At 49.4% G+C, this 16,722-nt stretch carries 14 protein-coding genes; 5 read left to right on the top strand and 9 right to left on the bottom strand.

The window, feature by feature from the left end; genetic code table 11:
* Nucleotides 1-15: 15 nt before the first annotated feature.
* Entirely contained in the window at nt 16-1,218 is a 1,203-nt protein-coding gene (locus AC6R10_RS00650) for a cystathionine beta-lyase (RefSeq protein WP_500671188.1), read from the bottom strand.
* Between the two features lie 77 nt (nt 1,219-1,295).
* Complete coding sequence (cls, locus tag AC6R10_RS00645; RefSeq protein WP_500631602.1) at nt 1,296-2,750, bottom strand: cardiolipin synthase; 1,455 nt, start codon at nt 2,748-2,750, stop codon at nt 1,296-1,298.
* A gap of 423 nt (nt 2,751-3,173) precedes the next feature.
* On the opposite strand from cls, the gene AC6R10_RS00640 reads away from it, so the two are divergent.
* The 3 genes from AC6R10_RS00640 to AC6R10_RS00630 all read left to right on the top strand — a co-directional run bounded on the left by AC6R10_RS00640 (nt 3,174) and on the right by AC6R10_RS00630 (nt 6,362).
* Nucleotides 3,174-4,601 (top strand): sodium-dependent transporter, encoded by a 1,428-nt coding sequence (locus tag AC6R10_RS00640; protein WP_500626884.1) that lies wholly within the window; start codon nt 3,174-3,176, stop codon nt 4,599-4,601.
* Between the two features lie 107 nt (nt 4,602-4,708).
* Nucleotides 4,709-5,401, top strand: a complete 693-nt coding sequence (locus tag AC6R10_RS00635; RefSeq protein ID WP_500671187.1) for a TIGR01621 family pseudouridine synthase — start codon at nt 4,709-4,711, stop codon at nt 5,399-5,401.
* A gap of 28 nt (nt 5,402-5,429) precedes the next feature.
* On the top strand, nt 5,430-6,362 hold the full coding sequence (locus AC6R10_RS00630; RefSeq protein ID WP_500631599.1) for a class I SAM-dependent methyltransferase: 933 nt from the start codon (nt 5,430-5,432) through the stop codon (nt 6,360-6,362).
* 89 nt (nt 6,363-6,451) lie between these two features.
* On the opposite strand, the gene AC6R10_RS00625 is transcribed toward AC6R10_RS00630, so the two are convergent.
* The 7 genes from AC6R10_RS00625 to AC6R10_RS00595 all read right to left on the bottom strand — a co-directional run bounded on the left by AC6R10_RS00625 (nt 6,452) and on the right by AC6R10_RS00595 (nt 14,009).
* Nucleotides 6,452-7,066 (bottom strand): CDP-alcohol phosphatidyltransferase family protein, encoded by a 615-nt coding sequence (locus AC6R10_RS00625; protein WP_500671186.1) that lies wholly within the window; start codon nt 7,064-7,066, stop codon nt 6,452-6,454.
* Between the two features lie 2 nt (nt 7,067-7,068).
* Nucleotides 7,069-7,707 (bottom strand): ATP-binding cassette domain-containing protein, encoded by a 639-nt coding sequence (locus tag AC6R10_RS00620; protein WP_500671185.1) that lies wholly within the window; start codon nt 7,705-7,707, stop codon nt 7,069-7,071.
* Nucleotides 7,673-9,415: an ABC transporter permease gene (locus tag AC6R10_RS00615; protein WP_500671184.1), complete on the bottom strand. Its 1,743-nt coding sequence runs from the start codon at nt 9,413-9,415 to the stop codon at nt 7,673-7,675. Before AC6R10_RS00615 ends, AC6R10_RS00620 begins: the two co-directional genes overlap by 35 nt.
* Before the next feature lie 24 nt (nt 9,416-9,439).
* Nucleotides 9,440-10,582, bottom strand: coding sequence for an ABC transporter substrate-binding protein (locus tag AC6R10_RS00610; protein ID WP_500671183.1), 1,143 nt, complete (start codon nt 10,580-10,582; stop codon nt 9,440-9,442).
* 219 nt (nt 10,583-10,801) lie between these two features.
* Nucleotides 10,802-11,353: a hypothetical protein gene (locus AC6R10_RS00605; protein WP_500627944.1), complete on the bottom strand. Its 552-nt coding sequence runs from the start codon at nt 11,351-11,353 to the stop codon at nt 10,802-10,804.
* Between the two features lie 188 nt (nt 11,354-11,541).
* Entirely contained in the window at nt 11,542-12,039 is a 498-nt protein-coding gene (locus AC6R10_RS00600; protein ID WP_500671182.1) for a response regulator, read from the bottom strand.
* Nucleotides 12,036-14,009, bottom strand: a complete 1,974-nt coding sequence (locus AC6R10_RS00595; protein WP_500671181.1) for an ATP-binding protein — start codon at nt 14,007-14,009, stop codon at nt 12,036-12,038. Before AC6R10_RS00595 ends, AC6R10_RS00600 begins: the two co-directional genes overlap by 4 nt.
* A gap of 173 nt (nt 14,010-14,182) precedes the next feature.
* On the opposite strand from AC6R10_RS00595, the gene AC6R10_RS00590 reads away from it, so the two are divergent.
* Entirely contained in the window at nt 14,183-15,451 is a 1,269-nt protein-coding gene (locus AC6R10_RS00590; protein WP_500671180.1) for a DUF945 family protein, read from the top strand.
* 119 nt (nt 15,452-15,570) lie between these two features.
* Nucleotides 15,571-16,653 (top strand): 3-phosphoserine/phosphohydroxythreonine transaminase, encoded by a 1,083-nt coding sequence (gene serC / locus AC6R10_RS00585; protein ID WP_500671179.1) that lies wholly within the window; start codon nt 15,571-15,573, stop codon nt 16,651-16,653.
* The last annotated feature ends 69 nt before the right edge of the window (nt 16,654-16,722 follow it).

Below are 16,722 nucleotides of genomic sequence, written 5' to 3'. Positions count from 1 at the left end.
GCTGTTTGGTATTTGTCACTGAGCCGCTTTTTCGGCAATGAGATCATTGTAGCGCTGAAAACCCGCCTCCAGATCGGCCAACAGATCGTCAACGTCTTCAAGACCAATGTGGACACGAATCAAGGTGCCAGTGAAGTTTGGGTTGGCTACCGTGCGTAAACTGTTAAAACTCTTTGGCTCGTTGGCTAAAATCAAACTTTCAAATCCACCCCATGAGTAGCCCATACTGAAATGCGTCATTCCATCGAGTAGGGCGGTGGTGGCTCTTGGGTAACTGGTTTTGAGTACAAAGGAAAACAACCCGTTGCCGCCGGTAAAGTCACGGGCAAAAAACTCATGACCCGGACAGGTATCGAGCGCAGGGTGGCGAACGTGATCCACTTCTGGACGATTGGCCAGCCACTGGGCGACTTTCAGACTGTTCTGCGCATGCTGTTTTAGTCTCACATCCAGCGTGCGAATGCCGCGCAGACCCAGATAAGCATCATCCGGCGAGACACATTGCCCCATCAGATAGCTTTGCTCACGTAACTGATCCCAGTGCTTTTCATTTGCCACTGCGGTACCTAGCATGACGTCCGAGTGACCAACGATGTATTTGGTTGCCGCCTGAATCGAAATGTCGACCCCATGTTCAAACGGTGAGAAGTGGACGCCCGCTGACCAAGTGTTGTCGAGCATCACAATGATATCGTGTTTATGCGCAATTTCGGCGAGCGTCGGGACATCCTGCACTTCCATGGTGATTGAGCCTGGAGACTCGAGAAACAGCACTTTGGTGTTAGGTTGGATAAGTGATTCGATCTCTTCGCCGATCATAGGGTCAAAGTAGGTCGTCGAGACGCCCATCTTCTTCATGATGGTGTTACAGAAATCACGTGTCGGTTCGTAACAGGTATCCACCATAAGAATATGATCGCCAGTCTCGACAAAAGAGAGGATCGCGTTGGAGATGGCGGCCGTACCACAGGGGAACAGCGCACACCCTGCGCCACCTTCAATCTCAACCATCGCATCTTGAAAGGCAAAATGGGTGCGAGTACCACGACGACCATAGAAGAGGGTTTTGTTCGCGCGGTTGACCATGGCGTGATGTTTTTCCGCAACGGTGTCGAACACCACGGTTGAGGCGCGTTGCACGGGTGGGTTGACCACGCCGTTGGTCCATTTTTTGTCACGACCTGCGGTGACGAATTTTGTTTGTTTGCCCTCTGACATCTTAAGTCCTTGTCTTTGCTGCGTTGCCAATGAAACGAACCTCTATTTAAAACATGGCGAGCGGCAATGATCAAGCCTTATAACAGTGGGTTAAATAAGTAGAAGACACGCTCTAGGAAGCGGGAATAGAGAGAGCGCTCGTTCCACTGCTCTAACTCCACCTTATAGGCACTCTCGATGTAGCTTTGCTGTAACCAATACATCTCTTTAGTAAACGCCACGTCATCGATGGCGAGGGTCAACTCGAAGTTAAGCCATAAGCTGCGCATGTCCATATTGACGGTGCCAACCAAACAGAATTGCTCATCAATCACGACCGATTTGGTGTGCAATAACCCGCCATAGAACTCAAAAATCGACACACCCGCTTGCATCAATTCAGCGTAGAAGCCGCGAGATGCCCACTGCACCATCAGTGAGTCATTTTTGTGTGGAATGATGAGTTCTACTTTGACGCCTCGCTGAGCGGTCATCTTCAAGGTTTCCAACAAATCGGCGCTCGGGACGAAGTAAGGCGTCGTAATGCGCACGGATTGGTTGGCTTGATTGATCGCCAAGGTTAAAACTTGGGAGATCAAATGCTCAGGCATCCCGGGACCAGAAGGGACCACTTGCACAGGGTGCTGGGTCTGCCTGTCATCTATTCGGCATTCTGGAATGGAGGGTAAGCTGCGCTGGCCGGTTTCCACTTCCCAATCCCAGCAATGGATGGCAGAGAGGACATTGACGGTGGGGCCAGTGATGCGGATCATGATGTCGATCCACTGACCGACACCGGAATCTTGTTTGAAATGGGCAGGATCGACCAGATTCATCGAACCGGTATACGCCACTTTTTCATCAATAACGATGATCTTGCGATGTTGGCGCAAATCGAGGCGACGCAGAAAAATACGCCACGGGCTCACTTCGAGCGCCTGAACCACCTCGACGCCCGCTTGTTTCATCATGGTGTGCCAATCACTGCTAAAAAAGCGCGGGCTGCCTGCGGAATCGAGCAACACTTTGACATTTACTCCTCGCTTTGCCGCGCGAATAAGGGCAGAGGCGACAGAGTCGGCGAGCCCACCGGGGTGCCAGATGTAAAACACCATTCGAATGCTCGATTGAGCGTGTTCGATATCCTCTATGATGGAGCGCAATATCTCATTGGGTGAACTCTGCAGAGATAATGAGTTGCCTGATAAGGCGGGCAAACCGAGGCGATTATTGCACAGTTCGTCAATGCGGGTGATGTGGCGGCCAAACATCTCAGGGGAGTGTGCATGGCAATCATTGAGTTTTGAGAACCAAGTCGCAAAGGGAGCGAGCATCTCTTTCGCCCGTTCGGCGCGTTTTCTACCTAAGTTAAGCTCGCCAAATAAGAAATAGCAGCCAACGCCCACCACGGGAAGAATATAAATGATCATCAACCACGCCAACGAGACGCTGACAGCGCGCCGCTTATGGACGACACGAAGCGTGACGCCAGCAACAAGTATCCAATAGAGTACGATCCCCGCGAGGGTGAGGAACTGGTAAAATTTATCCATCAATCAACCTAAGACTGCAATAGCTTGTCCATCTTACTTCGAGCCCCGTTTTCCAACAAGCGTTTGAAAGTTTGCTATGGACACAAATGCATAACATTTATGAATGTGTAAGTAGGGTAGAGAATGGCTTATATACCAGACTGGTTTCGTATAGCCAAACAGAACGATTGTGTTAGAGAATTGTAAAACGAAGACACAAGCATGCGCGCCAGGTCAAAAAAGCAGCATTTAACTGCGCAAGTTACAAATATGTTGGTAATTTGTACTTGGCAGGGCTTCCAATTTTACTGGTAAACTGGTTTACTTACCACAACGTTAGCGTCACTCAAAATTCTTAAAAGTGTAAAAAATAATATACACACAACTTTTAAAGACGCCTAACAGAAGCATACACAACATCAATCAAGTTTTAATGGAGTAACCGTGGCTACATCAAGTTCATCAGCCCGTGATACGTGGGGGTCTAAATTAGGCTTCATCATGGCCGCAGCAGGTTCTGCTGTTGGTTTGGGTAACATCTGGAAGTTTCCTTACACTGCTGGGGAAAGCGGCGGCGGCGCGTTCGTTGCGATTTACCTAGTGTTCGTTATTGTTATCGGTTTCAGCGTCATGCTGACAGAATTTGCGATCGGTCGTAAGACGGGTCTTTCTGCGGTTGGCGCGTTCAAGTCAACAGACCGTCGCTGGGCCTTTACCGGCGTATTGGGTGTGTTCAGTGGTCTATTGATCATGGGCTTCTACCCAGTCGTTGGTGGTTGGGCGTTAGCGTACGTGTTTAAAGTCGGTGGTGGTCTACTGAGCACACCGGACGCGATTGGCAGCAGCTTTGGTGGTTTCATCTCTGATCCTGTTCAGCCTCTACTTTGGATGGCGGTTTACCTTTTCCTAAACATCATGATCGTTATCAAAGGTATCTCTGGTGGTATCGAAAAAGCAGGCAAAATTCTTATGCCGTTGCTTTTCTTAATCCTCATCGTGGTTTCGGTGCGTGGCCTTATGCTACCAGGTGCGACAGCGGGTCTTGAGTTCCTATTTAGCCCTGATTTCTCGAAAGTTGACAGCAACGTAGTACTTGCAGCACTAGGTCAAGCGTTCTTCTCGCTCAGCTTGGGTATGGGTGCAATGCTGACGTATGGCTCTTATTTGAAGAAGAAAGAGAATCTAGTACAGAACACGGCTATCGTTACTGCGATGGACACCGGTGTTGCTATCCTTGCCGGTATCGCCATGTTCCCAGCAATGTTCGCTTTCGGTATGGAGCCAGCAGCGGGCCCAGGTCTAGTATTTGTGGTTGTACCTCAACTGTTTGCTGAAATGGGTGGTGTCGTAGGTCTATTGCTTGCTCTGGCGTTCTTCATTGGTCTAACAGTGGCGGCTTTGACTTCTTCCGTTTCTCTACTTGAAGTGGTTGTGTCTTACCTTATCGATGAAAAAGGTCTGAAGCGTTCAACAGCGGTAATTGGTTCAGGCGCTGTAATGGCGACACTATGTATCATCGCATCGCTTTCTCTTGGTGGCGTTGGTCCTACACTGTTTGATACTGGTGCGTTCGATATCTTCGATCTACTAACGGATAAAATCTTCCTAGCAGTAGGTGGTATGTTGATCTGTATCTTCGCAGGCTGGAGACTGAACCGTGACGACCTGAAGAAAGAAATCACCAACGATGGCGAAGTGTCTTTCCCACTATTCGGTCTATGGTACAACCTAGTGAAATTCGTTATCCCTGTTGCTATCGCGATTGTTGCCTTCATGGGTATCAAATCTGGCTTTGATAGCGGTAAAGGCGAAATCATGCTGCTGGGTATCGGTATCATCGTATTGGCGGGTATCTTCTCTAAGAAGTTGTAATCGCTAAGCGTTGACCTGATAAACAAAAACCTCCCTCTGGGAGGTTTTTTGCTATTTCGCTTTCACCTCAAATCGGTATACTCGCCTTTCCAAGTAAAGGCCCATCTATGTTTGATATTCTACACACTCACCCAGACTTTCTTATCATCAACAAACACCCCGGTGTCTCTGTACACAAAGACGACGGTGATACGCTGCTTCTGCAAGCTATCGCGAGTCTCTCGGGGGATGACAAACTCTATCTTATCCATCGCCTTGACAAGATGACCTCCGGGTTATTGCTTCTAGGTAGAAACAGTCAGGCCGCGAGTGAGCTATCAGCGCTGTTTTCGAAACGAACGGTGAGTAAGTTTTATCTGGCAATCGGCAGCAAAAAACCAAAAAAGAAACAGGGATTGATCAGTGGTGATATGGCGCGATCGCGCCGAGCAAGTTGGAAGTTAATCAATACACAGTGTAACCCAGCGCTGACACAGTTTTTCTCTGCCGCGGCGATGCCTGGCGAGCGTCTGTTTTTGTGTAAGCCACATACTGGAAAAACTCATCAGATTCGGGTAGCGCTAAAATCTATTGGCTCGGCCATTGTGGGTGATCCAATCTATAATGCCAGCTCTAAAGCCGATAGAGGCTATTTACACGCGTTTGCGCTCGGCTTTGACTATCAAGGTGAGCGCTACCAGTTTGTCTGTGACCCACGCGAGTACGAGACGCTGGGGAATAAATGGCGTGAGGCACCAGTATCACAAAGTATCGACGCTTGGCTGACGCCTTGGACACTCAACTGGCCAACCATTAAATAACGGCAAATCAAATAACGGATAACGACCTATGCAATTACTGCCCATTGAATCATTGATCACACAGTTGACCCATGCGTTGTCAGAGGCGAGCGATGAAGTTCGACGTCTATTTCACGGTCGCGGACGTCAGTATGAAGGGCTAGAGCAAATCACCTGTGATTGGGTCAATGGTCAGTTGATGGTGAACCTGTTTAAACCTGTCAGCGACGAGAGTTTGCAGGCACTTAAAGCGGCGCTTATCGCCATGACCGAGCGCGATGTTTGGCGTGAAAAATGCGGGCGTTCAGTGGTGATTCAACACCGATACAGTGAAGGTGCGCCTACGGAAGTGTTGTTCGGTGAGTTAGACCGTCACCCTGTGGTGGTGGAATCTGGACTGAAGTATCAGCTTGATATTGGTCGAAATCAAAACTTCGGGTTGTTTCTCGATATGCGCTTTGGCCGGGATTGGGTCAAAGCGAACGCGCGCCATAAGAACGTGCTTAACTTGTTTGCTTATACCTGTGGCTTCTCCGTCGCCGCGATAGAAGGCGGCGCCGATCAAGTGGTCAACGTCGATATGGCCAAGGCGTCATTGAGCAAAGGACGAGATAACCACAGACTCAATGGCCACAATCTTAATCAAGTGAAGTTCTTGGCCCATGACATCTTCAAATCGTGGGGAAAAATCAAGAAAAGTGGTCCGTATGATTTAGTGATTATCGATCCACCTTCGTTTCAAAAAGGCAGTTTCGCACTGACGAAAGATTACCAAAAGATCTTGCGTCGCTTGCCCGATTTATTGGCGCAAGACGGTGAGGTGCTGGCGTGTGTAAATTCACCACAAGTGACAAGCCAATTCCTTATTGATGGTATGCAAAGTGAGGCGCCGCAACTATCGTTTGTTGAGCGCCTAGCGAACCCGCCTGAATTTGCCGATGTCGACGATGAGGCCGCGCTGAAAGTACTGCGTTTTCGCTAACGCCCAGTCATCGAACAATAGACCGGATGTATAAGCCCTGGTTTTCAAGCAAGGTTTAGCAGTGAGTTGATGACTTCAAGATGTCTGCTTTATGGCGCTGATTTCAGTGTATGGAAGCCAGAATAAATCCGTGTGAAGGTGGTAAACCAGCATGCTGCGCCAAACACATAGGCGATCAGGGCGAAGTGTTCAGGTAACAGGCAGAACAGAATAAAGCAGGCAATGGTCTCTGTGCCTTCTGTTAACCCACTCATGTAGTAAAGCGACTTGTGAGAGTAGTTCGGGTTCTCAATACCTCGTTTACTTGCCAAAACTGCGAAGGCGAGAAAACTTGAGCCGGTGCCGATGAATGAGAAAATCAAAAAGGCTCCCGCAACGGCGTTCTGCTCTGGGTTGGCCAATACAAAACCAAATGGCACTAAAGAGTAGAACAGAAAATCGAGGCTGATATCTAAAAATCCACCCGCATCGGTGATCCCTTGTCTACGTGCCAGCGCGCCATCTAAGCCATCACAGAGTCGATTGACGACGATGAAAAACAGCGCCAAATCGTAGCGAGAAACGATCAGCGCTGGCAAAGCCAAAACGCCAAGCAAAAATCCACATAGTGTGGTTTGGTTGGCCGTCACACCAAGCTTATCCAATCCCTTAGCCGCTAGGGTTAGCGGTGCGCGTATCACGCGAATACTCACTCTATCGAGCATGATTATTTCCCCCAACGCCAATGCAAAATACGTCCCTCGGGCGGCACATCTTGTTCATCGTGGGTGACCAGTAGGGTAGGGATGTGCGCTTTACTTAGCTGTGAAAACACCCAGTCACGAAACTGGACTCTGAGCTGTTGATCGAGTTTGCTAAACGGCTCATCAAGTAGCGCCAATCTAGGCTTAGCCAGCAACATGCGGATCAGGCTGACACGAGCACGCTGACCACCAGAAATATGCTCAGGATATTGGTTCGCTAACGCGTCCAAGCCGACACTCTGAAGGGCTTGCAGTGCGTCTTTTTTTCGTTGCTGGCCTTTAATTTGATTGGGCAGAGCAAAGGCGAGGTTTTGCCAAACATTAAGGTGAGGAAACAAGAGGTCATCTTGAAATAAAATCCCTACTTCTCGCTGGTGGGCTTCAACCTGGTTGATCTCTCGCTCATCAAGAATGATCTCTCCTTGCGCCTGAAAGTCATCACTGAGGTGACCCGCAATCAAATTCAGTAGCGTCGACTTTCCACAGCCGCTAGGGCCCATGACACAGACGACTTCACCATTTTCTATCGTTAAATCAAGGTCATGCAGTAGTGCCTCTCCTTGTCGATTATGGATGGCGAGGTTTTTGAGATATAGCGTCATGAGTGGAATCTTCCTTTACAGCATTGGATATGAGAGTGGCGCTTACGGCGCTTTCTGATACTCGGCGTCTTGTTCTCCGGGTGACAGCGCGGCTCAACAGCAAGGCACCACTAAAAAAGACAAAGGGTAGTAAGGCTTGCCAGATTGCGTAAATGGCGGTGACACGGCGATCAAAGCCACTGGAAAGTGCCACAGCTTCGGTGGTGATCGTCGCGATTCTACCTGCGCCGAGCATCAAGGTCGGTAAATACTGGGCGAGGCTGACACTGGCCCCCACCGCCCAAGCGTAACAGATTGCAGGAAACAGCAGTCGCGCCTTGATGGTGAAAAAGACGCTCAGTGGCGACTTGCCCAGTGACAACGCTGCCTTGGTATAGTTGAGATTGTAGCTTCTCCAAGGCCCATCGAGGGCGAGGTAGACAAAAGGAAACGCAAAGAACACGTGTGCCCAGACTGTCCATACCCAGTAGAGGTCACTGTTGATCGATAGGGTGACCACTTGTAAGCCAAACAAGATAGAGAGCTGTGGGATCAACATGGGCAAGGCAATGACAAATCCAGGTACATGCAAACGCGAACGCAGCCGGTACTCATGGCATACCAAGGCGGCTATTAGGGCAATGGTGGTCGCGATAAGCGCCAGCAGTAAGCTGTCGCTGATGGTTGGTAACACGTTCTGCCACTCATTGTGCCAAAATCGGCCACTCCAAGAAGTGGGCAATAAGTCCGGAAAACGCCAACGCTGTGCGACGCTCCACACCAGCATGATGGGCAGCATTGACGCGGCAAGCAGTGCACTTAGAGTGAACACAGATTTGCCAGGTAAAGCCAATCCGGCGCGACCAGAATATTGCCAGCCAGACCAGAATTGCGTGATCGCTTTTTCAATCACGACCACGGCAAGCAGCAAACTTGATGCGATGGCAAACAGGGTGACGGCGCCCGCAGCGGCGCGAGGTAAGACGTTGAGATCAGGATCGTTAAACCACTGCCAAATCATCACCGCAAAGGTGGGCGGGTTGGTGGGCCCCAAAATCAGGCTTAAATCGACTACGGATACGCCGTAGGCGATCACGGCAAACAGAGGGAAGCGCATTTTTCTCAGCCATTGTGGTAGCACCACTTTCCACCACATTTGTGCGCACGAATATCCGAGCGAATGAGACACCTGGGCGAGCTTAGGAAGGTTAAGCTGGCCAAGTACCGGGATACTCATTAAGAGTAAGAAGGGCACCTCTTTGAGTGCGAGAGCTATCGTTAGGCCTGCGGCGTAAGGGTCATGGATCAACCATGCTGCATTGTGCGTATCACTGCTCATCATCAACCATTGATTCGCCCATCGTGCCAGCAAGCCGGTCGGTGAGAAGAGAAAGGCAAACCCAATGGCAAACGCGACGTGGGGCATCGCCAATAAGGGGGAGAGCAGCAACTCTACCTTGCGCCAATGTCTGTTCATCCACAAACTTTGTAAGATGGCAAAGGTGATGGCGCAGGCAAGATAGGTACTCACCAGTGCGCTGGTCAGGGTACTGCCGATGGCGCGTCCCACTCCCGGCCATTGCAACACAGTGTCATACGCGGCTAATGTGATTTGGTCAAAGCCGATGACCGGCATATACCCCAAAGAAGAGAGCATCACACCCAATATGCCGGGCATAATGGGCATGATGCAGATCAGTAAAACAATGAAATACGTCGCTCTAAACATCTGGCTCTCGTATTGGTTTGCTGGCTACTGGCCGTAGCGTTTCTGCCACTCGACTTCGAGTGCGGATTGCCAACTTGGGTGCGGCTCCGCCACAGATTTAAACAGCGTTGTATTTTTCGCGCTGCCCTGTAACACCTCATTCTTAAGCACTGACGGATCGCCCCACACATTCAAATCTCCTTTGCGTGATTGTGCTTCTGGGCTGAGTAAGAAGTTAATCGCCACCTTGGCGCCCTCGGGCGCATTGGCGTTCCAAGGAATCGCTAAGAAGTGAATGTTAGACAGGGCGCCGCTCTCCATCGCATAGGCCGCCGTGGTTGGGGCAAGCTTTCCGCTTGCTTGAGCGGAAAAAACCGCATTGGGATTAAAGGTAATCGCCAAGTCCAACTGTCCGTCGTCGAGCAATTGCAAAGTCTCTGCGGTACCTGATGGAAATTGCTTCCCTTGACGCCACGCGACCGTATGAAACTCATCGAGATATTGCCAAAGTGATGCCGTCACTGCATCAAACTGGGCCTCAGACACGGGCTTGGCGAGCGATGGATCATTGTTAGTCAGTTCAATCAACAGCGCTTTTAAAAAACTTGTGCCGTGAAATTCGGGCGGGCGAGGGTAGCTGACACGATTAGGGTAGGCCTTGGCGTAGCTCAGCAGTTCACTAAAAGAGGCGGGCGGATTATTCAGTGTGGTGGTGTCATGGATAAACACCAGCTGTCCTACCCCCCAAGGTGCTTCAAGGCCAAGTGTTGGCTCTGAAAAATCACTGTCAACGGGCAGTGACTTATCGACATACTGCCAATTGGGCAGCGATTCAACAAATGGACCATAAAGCAGAGCGTTGTTTTTCATCGATTTAAAGTTTTCACCGTTGATCCACACCATATCAACGCTGCCCCCGTTGTTTTTGTCTGCCGCTTTTTCAGCAATCAGGCGAGTCGTGGTCTCGGCAATGTCCGTCACTTTGACGTGTTTCAATGTCACGCCGTATTGACGCTCTAGTTCAGAACTTGCCCAGCGCAAGTAGTTGTTGATCTCCTGGCTGCCACCCCAAGCATGAAAATAGACAGTTTGCCCTTTGGCTTTTTCAACTACCTGATTCCAGTTGTCGGCTGCTAGGCTACTGAACGCCACAAGAAGCGAGGTGAAGAGTGTGATAAACCTTGTCATGAGTATCCTTTCTGATGAACGTATTGAATGGTTGCGATAAACAAGTAGACCGGAGCCGCATTGCGATTCATTCATTATGAACGAAAAAAAACAAAAGTTTTACGAGCGAAAGAGAAATGTGGGTTAAATCAAGGCGCTGCGTTGGAAATAAAACTTGCGGACAATAAAAAGCAGCGCTTTGGGCGCTGCTTATCAATACACGTTGATGATCGTGATGCGTTAGAACTTAAAGCGCGTGGTAAACATCAATTGGTCGCCGTAGAAGTCGTTGATACGAGCCTCTGCACCGAGAGAGAACAATTCGGTGGAGTGGAAACGTGCGTAGACAGAGCCTAACCATTGGTCTTTGTCGTCGAGCGATAAGTAACCGCCGCCACCGCCGACTTCAAGTTGTGGCCCAAGCCACTGACGAACGCCTAAGTTAAGCTGCATGCCTGTTTCAGTGCTCTTATCGTTGCGACCATTGAAATCCACCATACGGAAGAGCATCGAACCGGTCAGATCCGCCCAGTTGTTGATCGGTGCGTGAAAGCCAAGACCGACCGCTGAGTCGTAATCGCCTTCAAACTCTGAATCAATGCGAGCAATAAAGTGTGCGTTAGGGTGGATGGACTTGCTCACGCCACCGCCGAAGGTCACTGGGCTTGCGCCGATACGAGCTTCGAAGTAGTCGTAACTGAAGTTACTCATAACCGCTGGGCTGTTTGGATCCTCAGCAAATGATTGGCCAGATGCAAGCACTAGCGCCGCTGCTAAAATTGTTTTACGCATAATGGACGATAAACCTTTATCTTGTTAATTTCCTTGGTCTTTAGCGAGAGTGTCGCTATGACGATGTGTCAACATAATAATGCATCATAGCGAATGCCACTACACTAAATGTCATTGTTTTGTCGATATATCTAGCATTTAGCAAGTGATATGCCAAGATTTAGCCAGTGAATGGCTAAGGTGGTCGTTTATTCACCCAAGTCCAAACGGTTTTTCGCTATCGCGGCAAAGATCGCTTCTGTATCGAGTGTCGATGCCCAGTGGAGCGGATTGGGCTCGTTGTCGATAACAAATTGGGTGAGTTGCTCTTTGATGACCTTCCGCAACTCCTCTCCGCGCCAGGGCTTCGCGATGTAAAAGTCGAGGCTCGAGTGATTAATCGCTTCCACGGTATCTTCTAGCCCCGCTTGTCCGGTGAGAAGTAATTTTCGCGTCGGCTTCGTCTCTTCTTGCTCATTCAATTCAATCAGGAACTGGATCCCGGTCTGCTCGGGCATAATGTGATCGCAGAGAATCAGCGCCAAACGGGCACCTTCTTTAGCCGACGACTGAATGATCTGTTTGGCTTCTGCGACCGACTCTGCCGCCTCGAGTACAAACGTCTCTTCAAAGCAATCCAGATCTTGCACTACGCTATCGAGGACTTCTCGCTCGTCATCCACGCACAAAATGAGATAGTTGTTCATACATGAGTCCTTGTTGTGTGAGACATGGGGTTGACTGGCAGCCAAACCGACATCTTAGTATAGGGGGCCAACTCTGGGTGATGGTGGCACTCCTCTTCGGTAAGTGAGGCCACGTCTATCCTGCCACCGTGTTGCAGGACAATTTGCTGACAGACCGATAAGCCAATACCTAGGCCAAAATTGCCTTCTTTTTTGGTGGTGAAATTGAGAGTAAAAATTTTATCCAGTTGCGCTTTGGGAATACCACAGCCGTTGTCTTTAAATGCCACTTCTAGCCAGTTGTCGTCATGAAGGGTGGTGGAGATCTCCAACACACCTTTGGCAGGAAAGACATCAATCGCGTTGGAGATAAGATTGGTCCACACTTGTTGCAGCGCGATAGGCTGACAGGAAATGAGAGGGATGTCGCCATAGTGCTTTTCAACATGATGGAATTTTAATTTGTTTTCAAAGATCACTAAGGTGTCTTCCAACCCTTCGTGTATGTCACTCAAATGAAAAGATTCATCATCGGGTCTCGCGTAACCTTTCAGGCTCTTGACCATATCTGCAATACGCTGCGCGCAGACATGGATTGAGCGCAGGGTAGACCCCGTTAGTTGATAGGCTTCGAGATCGGTGAGTTGGCTTAGCGTCTGCTGCGGGTGACGTTTGGCGCGCGTTAACCACTCTTCATTCTCATTAAGCCCTAGCTTGACCAGCTTTTTTGCCACGCGGCGATCAGCCACGCGCTTTTCAGCGGCGGCGGCGAGCTCGCGCTCTTGTGAGGTGGAGCGGGGCCGTGCGGTCAAGGCATGAGTGAGAATCTCGCTCCCCAATGCTTGTATCGGCTCGTCCCCTTGATGGGCGATCAACTGATGGATTTTGTCAGTGATGGTATCTGTGCCGCGCAGTATTGCGGCAATCGGGTTATTGAGCTCATGGGCAACCCCTGCAACTAGCTGCCCCAACATGGCCATTTTTTCTCTTTCGATCAGTTGTTGGTGGGCCAGTTCCAGAGACTCTAGAGTTTTTTGCAACTCAAGTTTGGTGGTAATGCTGCGTTGCAAACGGCGATTGAAATGGCGCAGTAGTAAATTGGTAAATAGTGGCAGCAGCGCAGTATTGGAGTGCATGACTTTCGCGAAGACGTCACGATCGAGTTTGATGACTTCTGTTTTCGTCAAAGTTATGGCGGTCGAGAATGACGCTTCGCCGGTGACAAAGGACATCCCGCCCACGATACTGCCTTGACTGTGACGGACGACTTCACGCTGGATACCGAGCTCATCTTTTTTGTACAGTGCCACTTGGCCTTCAGTGATGAACCACAGAAAGCGGTTTTCCTCGCCTTCTTTAGTTAACAGATGGTCGGCGGAGTAGGTGCGACATGCGTTGGTGTCATCTTGGTCGGAAAAAAACTCGCGCAGAGCACCGGTCACTTGTTCTGCTAATTGTTGGTCGGTCAGCGTGTGGTGATCGCTGATGAAGCCCTCGCGATAGCTTCGCATCTTCTGATCGATGTGGGCGCGAAGTAGGCGGTGTTGGTCGAGAACTTGGCTATAGCTGAGCAGGTTATCGCGATCGTTTTCGAGCACGAATGTGGTCAGTTCTTTCAATGCGGTACGTTCGACCACATGGTCTTGCAAAGGCTTGGTTAAGCAGTGGTCAAGCCGGCCATCATTGACCGCGGATAAAATGGCTTGAATATCCTGCCCACAACTGACGAGCACTTTTCTTGCTAAACGTGTTTGAGGTGACTTATCAAGGTGAATCAAGAAGCTGGCGCCATCAAACTGCTCATGGTGACTGGCGATCACTAAGGCCATCTCCTGTTGCCTTTCGATACAGAACTCGAGAATCGAGTGGGCGTCCTCGATGGTATCGGCAGTGTAAATGTCGAATTTAGGCGCAAAGGTCGCAAGTTCACGTCGCAGGATTTCAACGCTCACAGGGTTGTTGTCGAGGCACAATAATGCGTAATGATTCACGGCGTTTTCATTTTTTGGAAACCAACACATGATCCACTGTAACAAGCCTGAACAAACCATGTTGAGAGCTGAGTAATAGAATCTTTGCCAAAATCGAGAGAAAGACAATACTCTGATTTATCTCAATGTTTTTTGGTGTAGACTTGGGACAAATCTCCATACCGGACACGTACATGCATCAGCTTAAAAAGATTGGCGCCATCGGTGGTGCCATTTCTCTCGCCCTTTGTTGGCCATTGGCCGTGGGGCAAATTGGTCAAAATGTTATTCAAGATGGCATTCGTCACCTAAACAGCGCGGCCATCAGTGCCGACGTCGTCAGTTACGATAGAGGCTACCTTTCCTCAAAGGTGACCACCCGCTATGTGATTCACGATCAAGAGCTCGCTGCCCAAATGGCTCAAGATGGCTTACCCAGCGAGTTTATCGTTCACAGTGATTTGACTCATGGCTTGGTGAGCCTTGACGCCGATTCGGTCATCGAAGGGCTAGAAGCCATTCCATTGACGCTGCACACCTCAACCCAACTCAACGGCAATACTCGTTATACCGTATCTATGGACAGTTGGAATTATGTCGCGCAAGGGGCCGATAACGCGGTGTTGTCGATGTCGCCATCGACGCTGAGCGGTCAGATCACTGTGCTAGGTGAAGTGAGCTACGAGCTGGATATGCCCGCTGCGGATATCGACTTTAACCACGGCGAGTCGCTGCATATTGTGGGTTTAAAAGGCAGTGGAAGTGGTAAGAAACAGGGCAGCTTTTGGTTAGGTGAGCAGACCCTATCTGTCGATGAAGTGACGTTGACGGATCCGGCTCAAGCGGTGTGGCTTGGCCTCAAGCAAGGTCAATACCGCGTCACCAGCTCTATGGACGAAGTGAATCAAACCGTCAGCAGTCAGCATGTTGTTCGTCTTAACGATGTTATCGGTCAAGAGGGCGAAGTGAAAAGTGTTGGTTTCGATCTGACTTTTGGTGGTTTAGATATGGAATCGTTCGACCATTTAGTGAATATCTATCAAAACAACCCTGTTCTCAGTGAAAATGAGGTTGAGCAAGCAATTTCCCAAGTTGAGACCCTGTTTACCAAAGGGTTTTATCTCACTATGAACAAATTGGATGTCGATTTGGGTGACGGCGCAGTGTTCGATTCTACTTGGACTGTGGCAGTACCAGAAGGTACCTCTGGCATCTCACAAAACCCTATGATGGTAATCCCAGCGTTGACGGGCGAGATTAATACCTTTTTCTCCAACCAACTTGTTGAACAGTATCCGTTTATTAAGCAGGGTGTTGATGAAGCGATTGTGATGGAGTTTATCTCACAAACCCAGCAAGGCTACCAAATCCAAGCCACCCTTGAGCAGGGGAATTTGGTGTTTAACAATGGCCAGAAAATACCCTTGATGACCTTGTTTCTCTCTGCAATGATGCAGCCATAGTTAGGAAAATAAACCACTAAGCAAGAAAAGAGGTCGTAACACCTCTTTTCTTGCTTTTTATCTCGTAGAAAACGTGCTATTAATCCTAGCAATCTCTCAGAATGATCAAGGAATGTGAAATGGACAACGTATATAACTTCAGTGCAGGTCCAGCGGCGCTACCTAAAGCCGTGATGGAAAAAGCGCAAGCAGAATTTGTTAACTGGAACGCGCTTGGCACTTCGGTTATGGAGATCAGCCATCGCAGTAAAGAGTTTATTCAAGTCGCTGAGGAAGCTGAGCAGGATTTACGTGATCTGCTGAATATCCCAGATAACTACAAAGTCCTTTTCTGCCAGGGTGGTGCGCGAGCTCAGTTCGCCGCCGTGCCGCTTAACTTGCTCGGTAGTGCGCGCAAAGCCACTTACATTGATGCCGGTTACTGGGCACAAAGTGCGATAGAAGAAGCGCAGAAGTACTGTGATGTTGACGCATTCTCTGCAAAAATAGAGAAAGACGGCAAACTTGCTGTCGTCGCCGCGAGCGAGTGGCGTATCGATGCAGACAGTGCTTATGTCCATTTTTGTCCTAACGAAACCATCGATGGTATCGAGATCAGCGAACTGCCCGTGACTGACAAGCCGATTGTGGCAGATATGTCTTCCAACATTTTGTCACGTGAGATTGATGTGTCGAAATATGGGGTGATTTACGCAGGCGCGCAGAAGAACATTGGCCCAGCCGGTATCTGTATCGCGATTGTACGTGATGACTTACTGGAGCTTGCCAGTGACGTGTTGCCAAGCTTTTTAAACTACAAAATTTTGGCGGAAAAAGAGTCGATGTTTAATACACCGCCGACGTTTGCTTGGTACCTCTCTGGGTTGGTCTTTAAGTGGTTGAAAGAGCAAGGTGGCGTGGCAGCTATGGAGAAAATCAACCAACAAAAAGCCGCGACACTTTACAACTACATTGACCAGTCAGACTTTTACATCAACAACGTTCATTCCGACAACCGTTCGCGCATGAACGTGCCTTTCCAACTCAAAAAACCGGAGTTGGACAGTCTGTTCCTAGAGCAAGCGAAAGCCCGAGGTTTGGTGGCACTTAAAGGTCACCGCGCGGTCGGTGGGATGCGTGCATCGATCTACAACGCGATGTCGCTCGAAGGCGTACAAGCCTTGGTGAACTTTATGGCTGAGTTTGAAAAAGCCAACGCATAACGGTATTTCTACCGCGTTGCTTAAAATAGAGATTAAAAAAAGGGGCGTTTGCCCCTTTTTTGATCATCA

The sequence above is a fragment of the Vibrio sp. R12-SG2-ISO1 genome, from assembly GCF_059834045.1.
The sequence above is the reverse complement of the archived record's forward strand: the minus strand, read 5'-3'. Positions and strand labels throughout refer to the sequence as shown.